The sequence below is a fragment of the Butyrivibrio hungatei DSM 14810 genome (assembly GCF_900143205.1).
Classification (GTDB): Bacteria; Bacillota; Clostridia; order Lachnospirales; family Lachnospiraceae; genus Butyrivibrio; species Butyrivibrio hungatei.
Genome location: NZ_FRDH01000003.1, coordinates 215270 through 232586, shown reverse-complemented (window position 1 = coordinate 232586; position 17317 = coordinate 215270). Strand labels below are relative to the sequence as shown.

Here is a 17317-nt window from a genome sequence, read left to right as displayed (position 1 = left end):
AATTAAAATAATGTTATTAAATATTGCATTTAATGTAACAATACGATATGATATACGTGTTTACGCGATATGTGATAGACGATTTTATAAATAAATTTGCAATATTTTGACAAAAACTGGGACTTTTCTACAAAGAAGAATTATTGGGAAATCAAGAAGAAAAAGTTTTTGAAAGTATTGAAACAAGAATAATCAGGTGAACCATGGATGAAAAAGTAATAGTAATGCTCAAAAAAGATGAAAATGATCCTGGAGTGGATATAGAAATACCGCTTAATATTTCAGCAAATGAGCTGATTTATGGATTAAACATGAGTTTTAAATTGGGGATAAACATGGATGATCCTAGAGAATGCTTTTTGAGAGCCTCTAATCCAATAACTCTTTTAAAGGGGGAAAAGACTCTCAAGGAGCATGGTATCAGAAATGGTACATCAATATATACAGGCAGATAAAGAAGGAAAAGAGGATGAATAAAGTAGTAAAGAGGTTGGCTGCCTTATTCGCAGTATGCATGTCAATCATGTTTTCTAACGTGGCATATGCACAGGAACCTGCAACAGAAGAAACATCACTGGATTCGGTAGTTATTGAGGATATAAATAGTGCCAGAAATGGTGTGGTGCAGGTCAATTACGTTTATATCGATGATGACGACAAGACACATATAGTAAAAGGCGGCACGGGTTTCATCATTGGAGATGCTGAAAAGACCGAATACGTCCTTACATGTGAGAGCAATATAACAGTCGATGGTGACACCAAAAAGGAAGCATTCAAATATCTTGGCATTCCCAAGGAAAAGAATGGTGACTATAAGGATGTGAAGCTTGAAGTTCAGGTCGTTGCAGCAAGTGACGTCACAGTAGAAGCTAGAGTGATAGCAACCAGTAGTGAGCTTGATCTGGCAGTGCTAGAACTGTCACAGCCCATCCATACAAGAGCACCTCTTTCTATCTATACATCTGAAGATGGTTCGGTAAAAGACCTCCCATATGAGATAGCAGATAAGGTATATGCTTTAGGTTTTCCGGATGAAGTCATATTTGAAACAAATGAGAAGTATTACTCAAATGACCGGATAGCTATGACAACTGGCAGCATTGCCAATATCGCAACAATAGATGATGTTCTTTTGATCCAGCATGATGCAACAGTTGGTAAAAATAACTGTGGCGGACCTCTTATCAATGAAGACGGCAAAGTCATAGGAATGAATGTCATCAGAAAAGATGGAGATTATTTCTGTGCTCTTGATTCTACAGAGATCATAGATGTTCTGGATGCCATTGGAGTTGAATATACCAAGTCTTTTTATGAAGAAGAGGTTGTGGCACTTGCTTCAACAGAGGCTTCCAGCACAGGAGAGGAAGTCGTGGTTCCTGTAAAAGAAAAATCTCCAATGCCGCTCATCATAGTAGTAACTGTGATCTGCGTTCTATTACTTGGGGTTGTCATATATCTTTTCGTATCAATGAAAAAGGATGAGCCCAAGAAAAAGGAACGCAAAAAGAAAGGGCTTGAGCCTGAGATAAAACCTTTTAACCCGGAAAATATTCAAAAGACCACTGGAAATATGGGTAAGGCACAGGATCAAGGAACAAGTCTATTAGATAGCAATAAGGATAGTGGTACGACAGTCCTTGGAGCAGCTCCACTGCCAAAGAAGGTTGTATCTGGAACTCTTATAAGGAAGAGGGACAAGAAGCAGGAGCTTATTGATAAAGAAAACTTCACTATAGGCAAGGATTCTCTTCATACGGACTTTTGCATAAATGACAACTCAGCTATCAGCAGAACTCATGCAGTAATAAGAGTGATGCAGGATGGAGTTTACATAGAAGACTGCGGCTCAACAAATGGAACTTTTGTAGATGATAAAAGAGCTATAGCAGGCCAGCCAGTTAAACTGTCAGATGGCGCAATAATAAAACTGGCTGATGAGGAATTTGAATACAGAATTTAATGACAGCGGCTAATTAGTGCACAGCACTTTTAGTAAATAAACTTAAAAAGGAGAAAAGAGAAAATGGCATATGGATACAACGATGGTGAATTGATGTCTGCAATCGGTGATTTTGAAACCACAGCAAGCAACTTCATGTCACTTGTGACACAGATCGGTGATACTACATCACAGGCAGTTGGTGTATGGGAAGCAGATTCATACGTGGATTTCAGAGCAAATCTTGATAATTATGCTAATAATGCATCAGCACTGTCAAATTGTGTAAACGCAGTTAGAAATTGGACTGAAGGTCTCAAGGCTGGCTATGATGGGGTAGATCAGCTTGAATCAGAAAAATGGCAGGGAAATGGAGGTTATTGAGTATGGCAGGCGTAAATGTAGATGAAGTTGGACTTAAAGCTATAGCAGATGAGTATGATACTCTTGCAAACAACCTTGACACAGAGATCGTAAACTTTGGAAGCGCCATTGAAGGAGTTGCTAACAAAGGAATTGAGGGAGATGAGTCTGTTACCAAGCTTTTAGAGCTTTGGACAACAAATGTAAGTGGTTATGACGAAGGACTCGAAGGAGCAATGAAGACTTACGTAACAGAGCTTAGAAATTCTTCGCTCAAGATCTATGATTATCTCGCTAACTTGAAAGCTGTTGATAATGGCAAGGCAGAAGAGCTTGATGAGGTTATTCAGGTAGAAAATAATGGATAATTAACAAATTGCCCCGAGTGATCGGGGCAATTGACTAAGGAAAAGTATGGGACATCAGATAGTAACCAAGGAAACACGTGAAAGACCTGAAATAAGGGCAAAGATTGATAACTGTCAGTCTCTCATAGATACACTTACCGAGTGCAAGGAATCTGCTGAAGGGTATCAATCTTCTGCAGATAGTGCGGCTGAAAGCTGCAATACAGTTGTTTATGAAGAGTGCGAATATCTTTCAGGCATATACCACGATGATATTTATATTCCTTACAGAGACGGCTTTTTTGAGGATATTGGAACGCTGGATGAAGGCTGCAGCACTATGTTCGGCGAAATCGATGAGATAATAGAATTTCTTGAAAATATGATATCCGAGTTGGAAAAAGACCTTTATGAGGAAGTAGAAGTTGTTCACTGGATATACGATGACTAGAGGAGATAAGGGACATGATCCAAGTCGATGAATTAAAGATCGGGACTTATGAAGATGAACATCAGACTATGCTTGATGCATTTTCAGCCCTTGACGAACACAGGGAGACTATCAGAAACATTGTAAATAACGGCAACTGGGAAGGCGCATCTTATGAAATGTGTCAGTCTGTATTAACTGCTGTTAGTGATTACCTTGATAATTTTAACAATGACTATACAGAACTTGCTTCGGCAGTATCAGAGCTGTGTTCACATGTGGACAGTTTTGTATCTGACTCGCCATCAGTTCAAAAATTGGTATAAAGAAGGCTTAATATGGGAAAGAGTGTAAAACTATCTGAATCAGATATGAATACATTGTCTGAAGAATTTACTACATGCAGGGAAAAAGCCCGTGAAATGGCTATCAGTCTATCAAACATAAAGACAAATCTGGTAGATGAGGTGTATTCAGGACTTACGACTACATGCCTTAGATGCTCGTTGGAAAACATGTATGATCAGGCTGTTGAGCTTTTCTGTGTGTATGAAAGTTTGAGACTATATGTAGAAGCAACCTTGGAGGATTTTAAAACGGTTGATAAAGACGGCGGTGACGACATTGAAAATAACGTTGCCACTGCACAACAGAGTGCATACTGAGTAGGATATTAAGATGGATTACAAATTATCGGTATATGGAAATAAGATAAACAAAGACGTCGTTATAACTGAGGATATGGAAGGTTTATCCTTGGGAACGTACAAGGAATGTCAGATAAATTTTAAAAAAAATAATTTCTTTTGCGATTACAAAATAGAGATATCACGGCAGGATGACAGGTTCACAGCTACTTGTGATGGTGATGTTTATTTTGTATCAAGACAAAATCCAAATATTAAAGAAGAGCTGACAGTATTAATTCCTGGTGAAAGAGTTGAGATCAGATATCAGGAATCTAATACTACTTTTTTATATTTGGATTTTTCTTTTGATTTTGGAAATATTCAGGACAACTACCTGTTTGTCATAGACACGCCGGTTGGCGGCAATTATGTCATAGGACGAGTTGATAATGCAGACATATTCGTGGATGATGACAGGCTTGGGAATGATTACATCGTCTATTCACATTTGGGACAAGGAATGTACGAGATCGATCTGTCCAATTCCAAGTTTGGAATAACTGTTAATGGGGTATTTTTTAATGAAAAGAAAGTGACCCTTAGCAATAAGCAGTTCTTTTCTCTAAGCGGGCATATATTCTTCATAGAAGGCGATCAGCTTAGGACATCAAGCATTGCCAGCATTTCAACAAAACTGTCCTGCAAAAAAATGGAGGAATCCAATAACGCTCTTAAGTATCCAAGATTTATCAGAAGCGTAAGACAAAGATATACAGTTCCGGATAAAAAGCTCAAGGTCATAGCACCGCCAAATAAGCCGGCAGAGCCGACTAAGAGTTATTTACTATCTCTTCTTCCTATGATCATTACCATGGGCGGAATGATGGCTCTTAGGATAGCCATGGGCAGAAGCGGAATCTATGTTTTTTATTTTGCTTTTTTTATGGTATCCAGCATTATTGTATCCATTATGCGAATGGTTCAGGTTCGCAAGAACTATAAAAAGAAACTGGTAGAAAGAGTTGAGAAGTATCAAAGCTATATAGATGGCAAGGTAAAGGCTATAGAGGAGGCAAGAGCAGAAGAGAAGCTTGTTCTGAATAAGATGGAAATTTCTGCAGATACTTCTCTTGATGAAATAGAAAATTTTGATGCTCATCTTTTTGAAAAAGAAAAGGACCATTCCGATTATATGTGCATAAGTGTAGGCCAGGGCACGGAATTGTCAAACAATCAGATTGAATATGGAGCAAGGGAAATACTGGAAGTTGAAGATGAGTATGTCAATTATCCAGAGCAGATACATGACTGCTATGAGTATATAGACGATGTGCCTGTTATGTTGAATCTCCATGACAATAACGCTGTAGGTGTTATCGGCAGGAGAGACAAGCTTTTGACTTTCCTTAAGAATGTGATCATATCTCTTTCTGCACAGCATTTTTATAATGATCTCAAGATCTTTCTGATCATGGATGAGTGCGATCTAAAAGAGCTCTCCTGGGTGCGCTGGATCAAACACACAACTGATGATAACGGAAAAAGACTCTTTATCTATGATGAAGAAAGCGCTAAGACGGGAAAAGAGTATTTGTTTAATCTGCTGTCTCAGAGAGAAAATGCAGGTAAGAAAGAGAATTTTAAAGACTATGTTGTTCTGGTTTACAGATCGGAGATGATAAGCGGACATCCTATCAACAGGTTCGTTGAGGATGCAAGAAAGCTTGGATTTACATTTGTGTTCTTTGAAGAGCATGAGGAACTGATAAATCATGACTGCGATGAGAGAGTATTTTTGGATGTAAATCAGAACAAGGGTTATGTGCAGAATGTGGCTGATGGAACCATCAGGCACGAATTTGATTATAAAGAGCTATCTGATGAGAGGGTGTCAAGAGCAGCAGAGAAGATGGCAGGAATCTTTATTGATGAGATGAGCATTGAAAATGGTCTTCCTAAAAATGTAAGTCTCTATGACATTCTAGGAATCTTAAATGCCTATGATCTTGACCTTGGTAAAAGGTGGAAAGAATCCAGGATCTACGAGAGTATGGCTGCTCCTCTTGGAGTTAGAGCAGATGGAGCCACCATTTCACTTGATATACATGAGAAAGCGCATGGCCCTCATGGGCTTGTGGCAGGAACTACAGGCTCTGGTAAGTCAGAGATAATCCAGTCCTTTGTCTTATCTCTTGCAAGTTTGTTCCATCCTTACGAAGTTGGCTTTATCATCATCGACTTTAAGGGTGGTGGAATGGCAAACCAGTTTAAGGACCTTCCTCACATGAATGGTTCCATAACCAATATAGATGGCAAGCAGATTGACAGGTCACTTAGTTCTATCAAAGCAGAGCTCTTAAAAAGACAGGAGCTTTTTGCAAAGTATGAAGTTAACCACATTGATGACTATATAAAGTTATTCAAGGATAAGGTTACACCGACACCACTTCCGCATTTGGTTCTGATCGTTGATGAGTTTGCAGAGCTCAAAAATGAGCATCCGGAGTTCATGAAAGAACTCATAAGTACTGCGCGTATCGGACGAAGCCTGGGCGTTCATCTGATCCTTGCAACGCAGAAGCCTGCAGGTGTCGTAAATGATCAGATCTGGAGTAATTCAAGATTCAAACTCTGTCTGAAGGTTCAGGATAGCAGGGATAGTAATGAGGTTTTAAAGTCTCCTCTTGCTGCTGAGATAAAAGAACCAGGTAGAGCTTATCTCCAGGTGGGCAATAACGAGCTCTTTGAACTGTTCCAGTCAGGATATAGTGGAGCGACAACCCATGTTGAGGGTCTTGATGAAAAGAGTAAGTATGAGATCAATGTAGTTGAGCTCGATGGCTCAAGGCATAAGATCTATGAACAGGGAAGTGAAAAAGAAGAGGGTGACGAAACTCAGCTTGATGCCATCATAGACAGGATAGGTGAATACTGTGAGCTGATGAAGATAGAAAAGCTTCCTCCAATATGTCTTCCACCACTTCCTAATAAGGTTATCATCCCCAGTAAGGCGCTTACAAAGACTGATGATGTGGTGATAGACATGGGAATTTATGATGATCCTGCCAAGCAGTATCAAGGAGCAGACTACCTTGATCTTACACAGGAGAATATGCTGATAATCGGTACATCTCAATCTGGTAAGACCAATACCTTGCAGACCATCATCAAAAGAGTTGCAGATAATTATTCACCTCAGGAAGTATCTTTTTACATAATGGACTTTGCCTCTACTATTATGTGCAATTTTGCTCCGCTTGCCCACGTTGCCGATGTGGCGACTGAGGATGAAACTGAAAAGGTCAAAAACCTGCTAAAGATGCTGGGCAAAGAGATCAATAGGAGAAAAACTCTTTTATCTGAGTATGGTATCAGTTCATACAGCGCTTACAGACAATCCGGTAAAAAGGACCTTCCTCAGATAGTGTTCATGCTTGAAAACTATCTTGCTTTTAAAGAAGCTTATCCTGGTCTCATAGATTCTCTGGTCGAAGTGTGCAGAGAAGGTAATTCAATGGGAATTACGACTATAGTAACAGCACCTCAGGTAAATGGGATCAGTAACAAGATCATTACATCAAGCCCTAAGAGATTGGTGCTTAATAGTAATGACAAGATGGATTATGACCTGCTCTTTAGAAAATGTAAGCTAAGGCCTGATGATGTGCCGGGACGTGGAATTACGCAGATCGATCGAAATATTTATGAGATACAGATTTATCAGGCATTTGATGCAGAACGAGAGATTGACAAGATTGACCAGATAAGAGAGTACATCGCTAGTGTCAATGCCAGATATAGCGGTTATGTCAAAAACGCTATTCCTGTTGTGCCTGCAGTTTACACTGAAGAATTTGTTTACAAGAATTATGGAGCAGTAAAGTGGGAGCCTTATCAGCTGCTTCTTGGTATCAATTATTCAGATACAGCTCCGGTACTCATTAATCTGGCTGTCAAAAACATGCTGGCTATTGCTGGACAGCAGAGACATACAGGTAGAAAGAGCTATATCAACTATATCATCAGATCTCTTGATGCCAGAAGGGAGCAGGCTCCAGTTGAATTCCATATTCTGGATTCATATGACCGCCTGATGAAAGATTGTGCAGAGCTTGAGTCAGTAAAGACATATACTCTTAATCCTGAAGATATTGATAAGCAGATTGATGGTGTAGTCAAAGTTCTTTCAAAGAGAAAAGAGAGCATTATTGCCGGAAATATGGATGCTCTTGATAAAGAGCCACTTATTGTGATCGTTCTGGGCTCATCAGAATACTATACATTAGCTTCATCATCGGCTATGAGTATGGGAAGGTACAGAGATATCGTTAACAAATATAAGAGTATGAAGGTGGCTATCATTTTGACGGATGTGCCTAATGCATCAATTTCTTATGGCGCCAATGAACTTATTCGTATTGTTACAGGATTTAAGCAGGTTCTCATGTATGAAAATGTTGGAAATCTTAAGGTTATCGAGCCAACTAACAGCTTCAAGACAGCTAATAGCAAGCGCTTAAAACCTGGAGAAATGTTTATGCTTAAGGAAGGTGATCTGTTCAAAGCAAAGACACCTGTATGGAGAGAAGATGAAATTTGAAAAACACGAATCCTATATTTTAGCTCTTTTAGAGGAAAATGAGAGATGGTCCGGGCTTGGCCTAAAGGCGGTTACGTCTCTAAATACGGATAAGGTTATTTTACCAGCCAAGATCTATATGAATGGAGAATCGCAGATCATTTATCCTATCGATGGACTTACTGGGCTAAATGTAAGCAGCTCTTTTGCCAAAGATATGGCAGAAGTTGTGGCTGCCATTGATGAAAGTGAATTCCTGGAAAGAAGCTATTTACAGATCAGTGGGGAGTACCTATTCAGTGACGCGAAAGAAAACTCAACAAGGTTTATGGTGGTTCCTGTGGTAAGAGATGATGCAAAAGACAAGGAGCTTGAAAATGCTGCCTGGGAAAATCAGTGTAAAGAGATAGTTGATAAGATGACGGGAAAGGATGCTTTTGAAAGCATAGATGACTTTTTTGGCGCGATGCAAGCTGAAAAAAGCTGTGACATGCAAAGAGCCCCCATTCACCTGGATTCCTCAGAGCTTGTTCTTAGATATCAGGGTGATTATGGACATTTTGCACTTTATGACAGCACTGATATTTTCAGGATCGGAAATTCTGTTGACGTGGAAGGCACAATAACCATCAACCCATCTATCAGCAGGCTTCATTGTGTGATCGTGAGAGAAAATGGAGAGTATTTTATTGAGGACGATCACAGCCGCAATGGGACTTATATGTATGGGAAACGCCTTCAGAATGGGGAAAAGATCCGTCTGAAAAATGGTGACACTATAAAGCTCTCCGATATGGAGTTTGCAGTAGAGATAAGGTAATAAGCAGAGGAAAAGAAATGGGAATGAAGGTTAGGATCTCCAGTCCGGATAAAGAATATATCGACAAGATAGTTGGAAAACTCGTTTCTAAAATGAGACGTGATATAGCTTTGGAATTCATAACAGATGAAAAGGCGTTTGAAGCTTCAAGAAAAGCTTTGCACAGGGTAAATGTAGAGTTCGTTGATGAAGCTTTCATAAATAAAACTTCTGGAAAAAATGTGGCTGACGTCACCTTTATGATTGGAGAGCATATAAATACCGGGCTTACTGTCAACAAGATGGAAGGCTCTGAAGCGATACTCAGGATTTTGGGAAACGAAGTTCTTAAGGATGCTGATAATAAAAGAAAGTGTCAGATTGTTGCTGTGTCTTCACCATATGGTGGAGCTGGCAAAACTATAACAGCACTTTCTATTGCCGCCAGACTTTCTCAGATGAACAGAAAAGTACTCTATATTGATGCAGAAAATATGCAGAACTATTACGAGAAGCTTGATGCGGGTAAGTTTATGCTAGATTACGCAAGTAAGGATCTTGCGGCAGCAGTCATTAACCTGACCAGTGATTCCTATGAGAAGATCAAGAAGAACATAGTTCATGGTGAATTTGACTACCTTCCAGCCTTTGAGAAATATCTTTTTCATTATCATCTTACTCCGGCAATGCTCAATAGCCTTGCCCACACTTTTGCAGCAAAGGGAGAGTATGACTATGTGATAGTCGAGCAGGAGTGCGTTGTTACTCCAGAACTTTTGCAGGATATCATGGATGATACTCGTCATGTAGTTGTAACAAACAGGCCATTAAACGATAGCAGACTAAAAAAGTATTTGGATCTGTTTGAAGGATATGGTGGATATACCGTAATAGTGCAGACAGAAGCTGTTTTAGATGATGATTTGCAGTACATTACCATGCCGCTTGCCGAAAGGATTTCATTAGACCTTGATTGCGATATGGGTGAAATACTTGAAAAAGGACATTACAGAAAGGCCGCAGAAGCTGTTTTATAAAAACAGCGTGTAAGAGACGTGTCACAGGAAAATATTTTAGAAGCATCAGGTGGCGGGTATGCCCCGCAGACATTTAAGACAAACAAGACCAACTGGCTTGATAGGTTTAACGCATACAACTCTGATGAAATGCAGAAAGTATCTACATACTTTGCAAATGTTGTATCAGCCATGGAAGAAGCAAACGAAGCCATTGAAAGTTCCGGAATAGAAGGAATCAGCAAGATAAATCTTGCTTTTGATTACTCGGATACGAAAGCCCTAGAAGAAAAAAGAGAGAACTTAAGTGACTTTTCTGGTGGAGTTTATGATGACGCTGATGAGCTCATAGAAGATCCGTTCCACGTAAGGATATATGAGCTTATGAGATCCACGCAGGAACATAGGACAATGCCTGTAACATATATGGGCAATACAATAGAGATCCCTTTTGAATATTCAACTCCAGAGAACATATTTACCTGGATGATGTCATCAGTCACAAATACAGATATTGATGACATCCTCTATACAGGCGATGAGAAAAAAGATGCAATCATCCGTGAGTACATGACTTACGACATGAGAACTGGAACTTATGGATTTGAAGGAGCTCTTGAAAACTGGGACAATTTGAATCCGTATAGACAGGGGATTCTTGCTCACTGCTATGAGTATTCATACAGACAGTATGAGATGGTCGTGGATGAGAACTCCTATGGAGCCAAGGAAAAGCATGACATAGTCCAGAGGATGGCTAATAAGTTCATTGAGCATAAGGATTATGGACCATATTCGCCATATGCTAGTGATAAGTACGTGGAAGTTTCTGCTGCAGGAAAAGGTATGAGCAGTTACCTAAGAGAGAATAGCAGAGGTAAGAAGTTTATAGATGATCTTAATTCAAAGAAGCTCATAACAGGAGACTTTAATATAGAAGTTTCTCATGAGGGTGCGGCTACTGTATTTAGAATGACTGGGGATGGAAAAGCAGTGAACACTTACGGAACATCCTATGCATTTTGCCTTAGCCTTGATGATACCCTTTCTTATTGCGTAAGTAATGTGAGAAGTATAGCGTATGTATTCCATGAAGCAGAGAAAGATCCCGGGCTATATGCTCATCAAAAAGAGCTTGGATTGAGCCTTTATGGAGTGGCAGATATACTGACTGCTGCTGAGAATCAGACAGATATGGAAATTCTTGAGAAACTCTCAAGAAATACCGGTGACTATTACTCTGTTTTCAATAAGAATGCAGACTATTTATCTGACTCAGCAAATGATAAGATCTTGGATTATGTTATTGCGATTCAGAATGGATACAGAGAAACAGGCTCTTTTGCCTATGAAAGAGAGATGTCAGCCATAGATTCTTTTTATGGCGATTCTGATAACATCTACTCACAAGGCTACTTTAGCAGGTATTTTGATCTGGTTAAAGCGCATATGACTCAGGAAGAACTGGTAGATCTCTGGGTGACGCCTGGATACAAGATGACTGAGGCTGAACTTGAAAGAGCTAAAATAATAGCAAGGGACGAGCTTGATAATTTCGAGTATGGAACAGCCCATAATCCAAGTCTGGAAACTAGTGAAGAACAAGAGAGATATGCCAAGTATCTAAGCCTCATGAACAAGTGCTCTAAGTTCGCATGTAATGCAACAGGTATCTTGAAGCCATTTGCAAGCATTTCTGATTTTACAGCTGACGTTACGGAAGAAATCGTTGGTTCTAAAGCTGAGACGGTGGCAGGAACTTTTGACAAGATAGCTGGAACTGATACTTTGTCTGAAGTTCTCAAGGTGAGGAAAGGCTATGCTGAGCTAAGCGATAAGTTCAAAGCCTCTGTGAAAAGTGTTGAGATGAATGCCGAAACTCAGAATCCAAAGGCTTATAATAGAGGCAAATTCGTAGGAAATATGCTCCTTTACACAGCAACGTCTCCAATATTTAAGGGGATGGCAACTGCTATTGGTGTAAAAAGCGGTCTTGGATTATTCTTTGCAAACCAGGCAGCCCAGAATGTGCAGGACTTGGTTCTTGACACAAGAAATGTATACAATGATCTTATTGCAGATGGAGAACTATCCGATGCCGACAAGACAGTGCTAAAGTGGAATGTTGGAATAAACGGAGTTATGAACGGAGTTTTCGGCCTAGGTGATCTGTGTAAGCTCTATAAGGGAGCTAAGGTTGCAAAAGATGTAGTTGATGATACTGTGGCGCATGTTGTAGAGGATGATTTTAAAAAATATGACAAATCATCTTTAAAAATGTTAGATAGAGTAGACAATTTTACGGAATCATCGATTGAACACATATTTGAAGGACAGACCAATCCAAAAGGGAAAGCGGTAGGATATCACTATGACAACATTGAAGGAACAGCTGGTAAAATTATTGAGGGTACAGAATCAGCTGCTAATCAATATGGGGTGTACAAGGCACAAGTGGAGATTAATGGAATGAGGAAATCTGCTAATGGAGGATATTCTTCCTTGTTTTCACAAAGGTGGAGTCCACAGGATGTGGTAGATGCGATTAATGAAGCATATAGTAATCGTGTACAGATTAGGGGGAATACCTATTCTGGATTAACTGGTAGCGGTTTAGAAATTGAAATGTATTTAGATAAAAATGGTAAAATTATATCTGCGTTTCCGGTATATTAGATGAGAGATGGAGGAAAAATGTTAAGAAAATATAGAATAATAAGTGTGGGTAGTAAAAAAAGACTGCTCATAGATTTTGAAGATGAGAAATATGAAATTCTTTCTATTTTTTTGGAATCAGATGTTATACCTTTTGAGGAGTGGGTAAAAGAAAGGTTTTCTAAGGTTTTAAGTGGGGAGAGCCAATATGAAGAAGTGAATGGAAATGTATGTGGAGCCGAAATTAATTCTCAAACAACAAAGATTAGCGACAATTTAGCATATGATGGGGAAGGGGCGTCGTGCATTGTTGATACAAAAGAATTGTATGAAATAATTGTTGAATGGTGTGAAAAAGTAAAAGAATTTTTAGATGAAAATCCATAAGACGTTGCAATGAATTACATTGGGAGTGTAAATGCAGCGTTACGGGAAGTTAGATTTTTGGCAGAAAGAAAAGAAGGGACTTTTGTTTTAATAATGAACAAGGAAAAAGATAGACCATTACTTGCTTATATGTTAGTTGCAGCGACTGTATTGATTCTTAGAATTATCAATTTGTTTGTGCCTGCTAATCTTACTTTGTTATTTGCGTTTTTGGCAGTAGTTAGAGCTATATTTGCAAAGAAAAGTGCTGATTATGTTAATGACAAATATGTGGGAATAAAGGAAAACTCTGAGCTGATCGTGTCCAGAATTGATGCAGAAGCATACCTGCCTAAGGCACACAGAGCTTTTAGATATCTGGCTTGGCTTTGCACAGCTGATGCTGTGTCATCGGTGATTTGTGCTCTTGCTAATCCAGATGCGGTATTGCAGGTGAGTTTTGGAGTTATGGTTTTGCAACAGGCTTTGGATATTATTGGAATGACTATGATAGCAATGTTTGTGAATGAAAATGAATCTTTTTATTTCAGGGTAGGAATCATTTGGATTCTCTTGATATTATTACAGGCCGTTTATTCAGTGGTAACAGTTGTGATAGCTTTCCAAGGTGACGTTAAGAAAACTACTGCAAGCTTAATGATGTTTTACTTGATCATGATACTGTATTTCTTATATAGATATACAATTGTATCGACTTTGAATGTGAAGAAAATGGAAGCAATAGATGATAAATCCACAGTAAGCTAATACACGAAAAATACCCCGTTTCCAATAGGAAACGGGGTTTGTAATCTCATTAAAGCTCTGCGAAGAGAAGATTAGCCAATAGCTTTCTTAACAGCTTCGAGAACACGATCAGCCTGGAATGGCTTAACGATGAAATCCTTTGCGCCAGCCTGAATAGACTCAATAACCATGGCCTGCTGACCCATAGCAGAACACATGATGCAAACAGCGTTAGGATCTGCTGCTTTGATTCCTTTCAGTGCGCCGATACCATCAAGCTCAGGCATTGTGATATCAAGAGTTACAAGGTCGGGTTTCAACTCATTATATTTCTCGATTGCAACTTTGCCGTTCTCTGCTTCGCCTGCAATTTCATAGCCATTCTTTGAAAGAATGTCCTTAAGCATCATGCGCATGAAAGCGGCGTCATCAGTAATGAGTATTCTTTTTCCCATATTGAACCTCCAATAAGTATTTTAGTTGCTAAGAAAATGAAGTTTTCTTTGTTTTCAAAATTATATATATAGTTCAGTACATAATCTATTGTACCACAACATTTATGCTGTGGGCGTTAAAACGTTATGCAAATCATAAAAATTTGATAAAGTTTTGATTACTTTTGTTGAACAGGAAGTGAGTAATCGTACTCGAAGTCCCCGTCGTTGACAATTTGCCACTGAGTAATAATATAATCTGAGTCTTTTTTTGTTAACGTAATATTGAGTGATTGATTGTCGCTAATTGGTATACTTTTCTTTATTATACCATGTTCTTCTTCATTGTCATAGCCGGAATAAACAGAGGCAACAAAAGCGTTGCCCTCATGACAGGCATTGTAGTATATTTTTTGTCTTTCTGCAAGATTATTACTTAAATTGTAATCTGCTTTAGAATTGACCAGAGTAAGGGTTGCAAATGATATGAGGCTGAGAACGGCAAATATCAGCATGATTGAGGCACTACCAACATGAGCGCCTGTACTTCTTTTCTTACTCATTTGCTGCCTCCTTTCTAAGATATACATCCACTTTGTTATCGATGATGATGATATCTGGATCATCAGGTATTTCTGAGATCACTTCTTCAGTGTTTCTGATATCTATTACTGCAATATGTCCAGTCATTGCATTTCCTGAGATTTTTCCTTTGTACTCAGAAACATCAGCGTAGACAAGCCTAGCACTATTTTTTTGAGTGGTCAAAAGAACTTCATAAGAAGCCTGTGTAACATCATCGGATACTATTTCCCAGTTCTTGTCAAAGAACAGCATGAGAGTGTTGTTAGAAACAAATGCTGTAGGATAGAGCTCTGCGATCTTTTTGATGTCTCCATTTTGGCCGTAAAAGGCCTCGGACATATTTTGAGACCAGGTAACAGCGCTGTTTAGGTTAACGGTCTTTTCAGCCAGGATATGAGCAGAAAAGAAGAGCCTTACACATACTGCAGATGCAAGGGAAAAGAAGAATATCGCTATGATGAGCTCCATGAGAAATAAGCTCGTTTTCGAATTAGTCTGCTTGTTTAACATTAAATGCCTTCACTTTTTCTGGCGATGAACATTGATTCATCCACGCCGTCTTTTAGGATCAGATTTACAGATAAAAGAGAATCTGACACGTAATCCACATTAAAGGAGGTTATCTCAAGGATTTTTTGACCTGATTGTGGATAAATATCTTTAAGATCTGCTCTTGCGTACAATTCCATCAGATATCCGTCGTAGCTGTAGATATAGGTGTTATAGAGAGCACCATCTATCTCGTCTTGCAACACTAACGCGTGCTGATCAAAGATGTCTTCCACATAGATCCTTCCCTGATCATCAGCCTGTCTTACCTTTTCTGTTACATAGGCACAGGCGATACGACGAGAGTAGTTATCTGACATGGCAGATACATTCTTTTTATAAATATTGGCTCCTATAGTGATGACAGCAAGAGCTGACAGCACAAACAGGAACATGAGACACAGGATAAATACTGCGTCTATCACATGACTTTTTTTGCTAAGCTTCATACTATCCTCTTATTTGGAAATCTGGATCACTGTTACATCCGGATACAGATTGGATGCTATAGGCTGGTAATCCACAAAAAATGTAGTCTTGTCATAAGTAAGACCGTAATGATCTTCGAGATACTGAAGATCAGGAGGGTACTGGCCTTCAATGGAATAGCACTGGACAATATCCCTTGAAAGGGCATTTTCCAGTGACTCTTTTTGCTTTTCTATGGTGCTTCTGCCAGAGGCATCAACTGCCAGATAAAAAAGCACGGCGATAGCTATAAAGATCACAACTGAAAAGATTCTGTAGACCTGATCTGAAATGCCAAGTATTCTATTTTCTTTTGACTCGAATCTGTTAGTCATAGCTTTTCCTTATCCGATAGTTGACATTATGCCCATGAGAGGCAGGATAACCGATAATAGGATCATACCAACGATTATGGACATGATGATCACGAGAGTTGGCTCAAGAACTGATATCAGAGAAAAAATCTTGCGTTCTGTCTCATGTTCAAATCTTTCAGCAATCTGTTTCATTGCTTTATCCATAGAACCTGATTTAAAGCCTACAGCTACCATCTGTGAATAGAAGGAAGTGAAGATCTTTGATTTTTCAAGAGCTTCTGGAAAACTGTCTCCATCTAAAAGGAGAGTAGAACAGGTCTCAATCTTTTTTTTCATAGCATCTGTCTCAACAAGTCGTTTTACCAGCGATAAGCTCTCGTAAGTATCCATGCCACTTGAAAGAGTAAGGACCATGCCACTTGCAAAACGTTCACTTTCAAGCTCTTCCAAGAGTTTTTTTGTTGGTCGGAATTTATCCATAAGCCTGCCAAAGGCTTTTTTACCACCTGTTGTGTATGAATAATAGAAGAATAGAAGGGCTAGAAGAACCAAAATGCCAACGAATACGATGGAGTACTTGCTCAGGATATTGCCGGCATTTAAAAGAGACTGTGAAAAACCGCTCATGTTGGTGCCAAGCTGAGCAAATACCTGTTCAAATATGGGAAGTACCTTGATAACAAGTACCAGAATGACGATGAGCATCATGAATACCATGATAAGCGGGTAGCTTACGGCGTTTTTGATGTTGGCCTGTATGCTGTCTTCTCGCTCGTAGTAGTCGGCAAGAGAATCCATGACTACATCTATGTTTCCGGACTCTTCACCTATAGTCACCATGTGAATGACATAATCAGGGAATACGCCGCTCATGTTGAGAGCAACATGGAATTTTTCACCGCTTGTGAGAACCTGACTGATAGAAGAAAGTATTTTGCGGGCTGCAGGGTCATTTTGCTCTTCCATAAGGATGTCTATGCCATCACTTGGAGTTATTCCTGCTTTCATCAAAAGAGCCATCTGTCTGCAAAAACTTGCAATCTCATAGTTGTTTAGTTTTTTTGCAATTTCTTTCTTCATATCGTCCC

19 protein-coding genes are annotated in these 17317 nt (G+C 39.2%); 13 read left to right on the top strand and 6 right to left on the bottom strand.

Annotation, left to right across the window (positions count from 1 at the left end; translation table 11 throughout):
• Positions 1-203 precede the first annotated feature (203 nt).
• From BUA02_RS01110 to BUA02_RS01050, 13 genes are all read left to right on the top strand, one after another.
• Positions 204-455, top strand: coding sequence for an EsaB/YukD family protein (locus BUA02_RS01110; RefSeq protein ID WP_242946452.1), 252 nt, complete (start codon positions 204-206; stop codon positions 453-455).
• Positions 456-469: 14 nt separating this feature from the next.
• Positions 470-1966 (top strand): trypsin-like peptidase domain-containing protein, encoded by a 1497-nt coding sequence (locus tag BUA02_RS01105; RefSeq protein WP_072700292.1) that lies wholly within the window; start codon positions 470-472, stop codon positions 1964-1966.
• Positions 1967-2029: 63 nt separating this feature from the next.
• On the top strand, positions 2030-2329 hold the full coding sequence (locus BUA02_RS01100; protein WP_072700290.1) for a hypothetical protein: 300 nt from the start codon (positions 2030-2032) through the stop codon (positions 2327-2329).
• A 2-nt stretch (positions 2330-2331) separates the two neighbouring features.
• The gene (locus tag BUA02_RS01095; protein WP_072700288.1) at positions 2332-2676 is read left to right on the top strand and encodes a hypothetical protein; all 345 of its coding nucleotides are present in this window, start codon (positions 2332-2334) and stop codon (positions 2674-2676) included.
• A 46-nt stretch (positions 2677-2722) separates the two neighbouring features.
• Positions 2723-3106 carry a hypothetical protein gene (locus BUA02_RS01090; protein WP_072700287.1) on the top strand — a complete coding sequence of 128 codons (384 nt, stop codon included), beginning with the start codon at positions 2723-2725 and terminating at the stop codon, positions 3104-3106.
• A 14-nt stretch (positions 3107-3120) separates the two neighbouring features.
• The gene (locus BUA02_RS01085; RefSeq protein ID WP_072700286.1) at positions 3121-3411 is read left to right on the top strand and encodes a hypothetical protein; all 291 of its coding nucleotides are present in this window, start codon (positions 3121-3123) and stop codon (positions 3409-3411) included.
• 12 nt (positions 3412-3423) lie between these two features.
• On the top strand, positions 3424-3750 hold the full coding sequence (locus BUA02_RS01080; protein ID WP_072700285.1) for a hypothetical protein: 327 nt from the start codon (positions 3424-3426) through the stop codon (positions 3748-3750).
• Positions 3751-3763: 13 nt separating this feature from the next.
• Complete coding sequence (essC, locus tag BUA02_RS01075; RefSeq protein WP_072700283.1) at positions 3764-8314, top strand: type VII secretion protein EssC; 4551 nt, start codon at positions 3764-3766, stop codon at positions 8312-8314.
• The gene (locus tag BUA02_RS01070; protein ID WP_072700282.1) at positions 8304-9113 is read left to right on the top strand and encodes an FHA domain-containing protein; all 810 of its coding nucleotides are present in this window, start codon (positions 8304-8306) and stop codon (positions 9111-9113) included. Before essC ends, BUA02_RS01070 begins: the two co-directional genes overlap by 11 nt.
• A 17-nt stretch (positions 9114-9130) precedes the next feature.
• Complete coding sequence (locus BUA02_RS01065) at positions 9131-10129, top strand: AAA family ATPase (protein ID WP_072700281.1); 999 nt, start codon at positions 9131-9133, stop codon at positions 10127-10129.
• An 18-nt stretch (positions 10130-10147) separates the two neighbouring features.
• Complete coding sequence (locus BUA02_RS15985; RefSeq protein ID WP_072700280.1) at positions 10148-12784, top strand: EndoU domain-containing protein; 2637 nt, start codon at positions 10148-10150, stop codon at positions 12782-12784.
• Positions 12785-12802: 18 nt separating this feature from the next.
• Positions 12803-13150 (top strand): hypothetical protein, encoded by a 348-nt coding sequence (locus BUA02_RS01055; RefSeq protein ID WP_083572592.1) that lies wholly within the window; start codon positions 12803-12805, stop codon positions 13148-13150.
• 57 nt (positions 13151-13207) lie between these two features.
• On the top strand, positions 13208-13897 hold the full coding sequence (locus tag BUA02_RS01050) for a hypothetical protein (protein ID WP_143147356.1): 690 nt from the start codon (positions 13208-13210) through the stop codon (positions 13895-13897).
• Between the two features lie 71 nt (positions 13898-13968).
• On the opposite strand, the gene BUA02_RS01045 is transcribed toward BUA02_RS01050, so the two are convergent.
• From BUA02_RS01045 to BUA02_RS01020, 6 genes are all read right to left on the bottom strand, one after another.
• A complete protein-coding gene (locus tag BUA02_RS01045; protein ID WP_022764589.1) occupies positions 13969-14331 on the bottom strand; it encodes a response regulator in 363 nt (120 codons plus the stop codon).
• A 158-nt stretch (positions 14332-14489) separates the two neighbouring features.
• Positions 14490-14873 (bottom strand): hypothetical protein, encoded by a 384-nt coding sequence (locus BUA02_RS01040; RefSeq protein WP_072700277.1) that lies wholly within the window; start codon positions 14871-14873, stop codon positions 14490-14492.
• Positions 14866-15405, bottom strand: coding sequence for a hypothetical protein (locus tag BUA02_RS01035; protein WP_072700275.1), 540 nt, complete (start codon positions 15403-15405; stop codon positions 14866-14868). The genes BUA02_RS01040 and BUA02_RS01035 overlap by 8 nt, the downstream gene beginning before the upstream one ends.
• Positions 15405-15893: a DUF4860 domain-containing protein gene (locus BUA02_RS01030; protein ID WP_072700273.1), complete on the bottom strand. Its 489-nt coding sequence runs from the start codon at positions 15891-15893 to the stop codon at positions 15405-15407. Before BUA02_RS01030 ends, BUA02_RS01035 begins: the two co-directional genes overlap by 1 nt.
• A gap of 9 nt (positions 15894-15902) precedes the next feature.
• Entirely contained in the window at positions 15903-16247 is a 345-nt protein-coding gene (locus tag BUA02_RS01025) for a hypothetical protein (protein ID WP_071176547.1), read from the bottom strand.
• 9 nt (positions 16248-16256) lie between these two features.
• Positions 16257-17309 carry a type II secretion system F family protein gene (locus BUA02_RS01020; RefSeq protein ID WP_072700271.1) on the bottom strand — a complete coding sequence of 351 codons (1053 nt, stop codon included), beginning with the start codon at positions 17307-17309 and terminating at the stop codon, positions 16257-16259.
• Positions 17310-17317 lie beyond the last annotated feature (8 nt).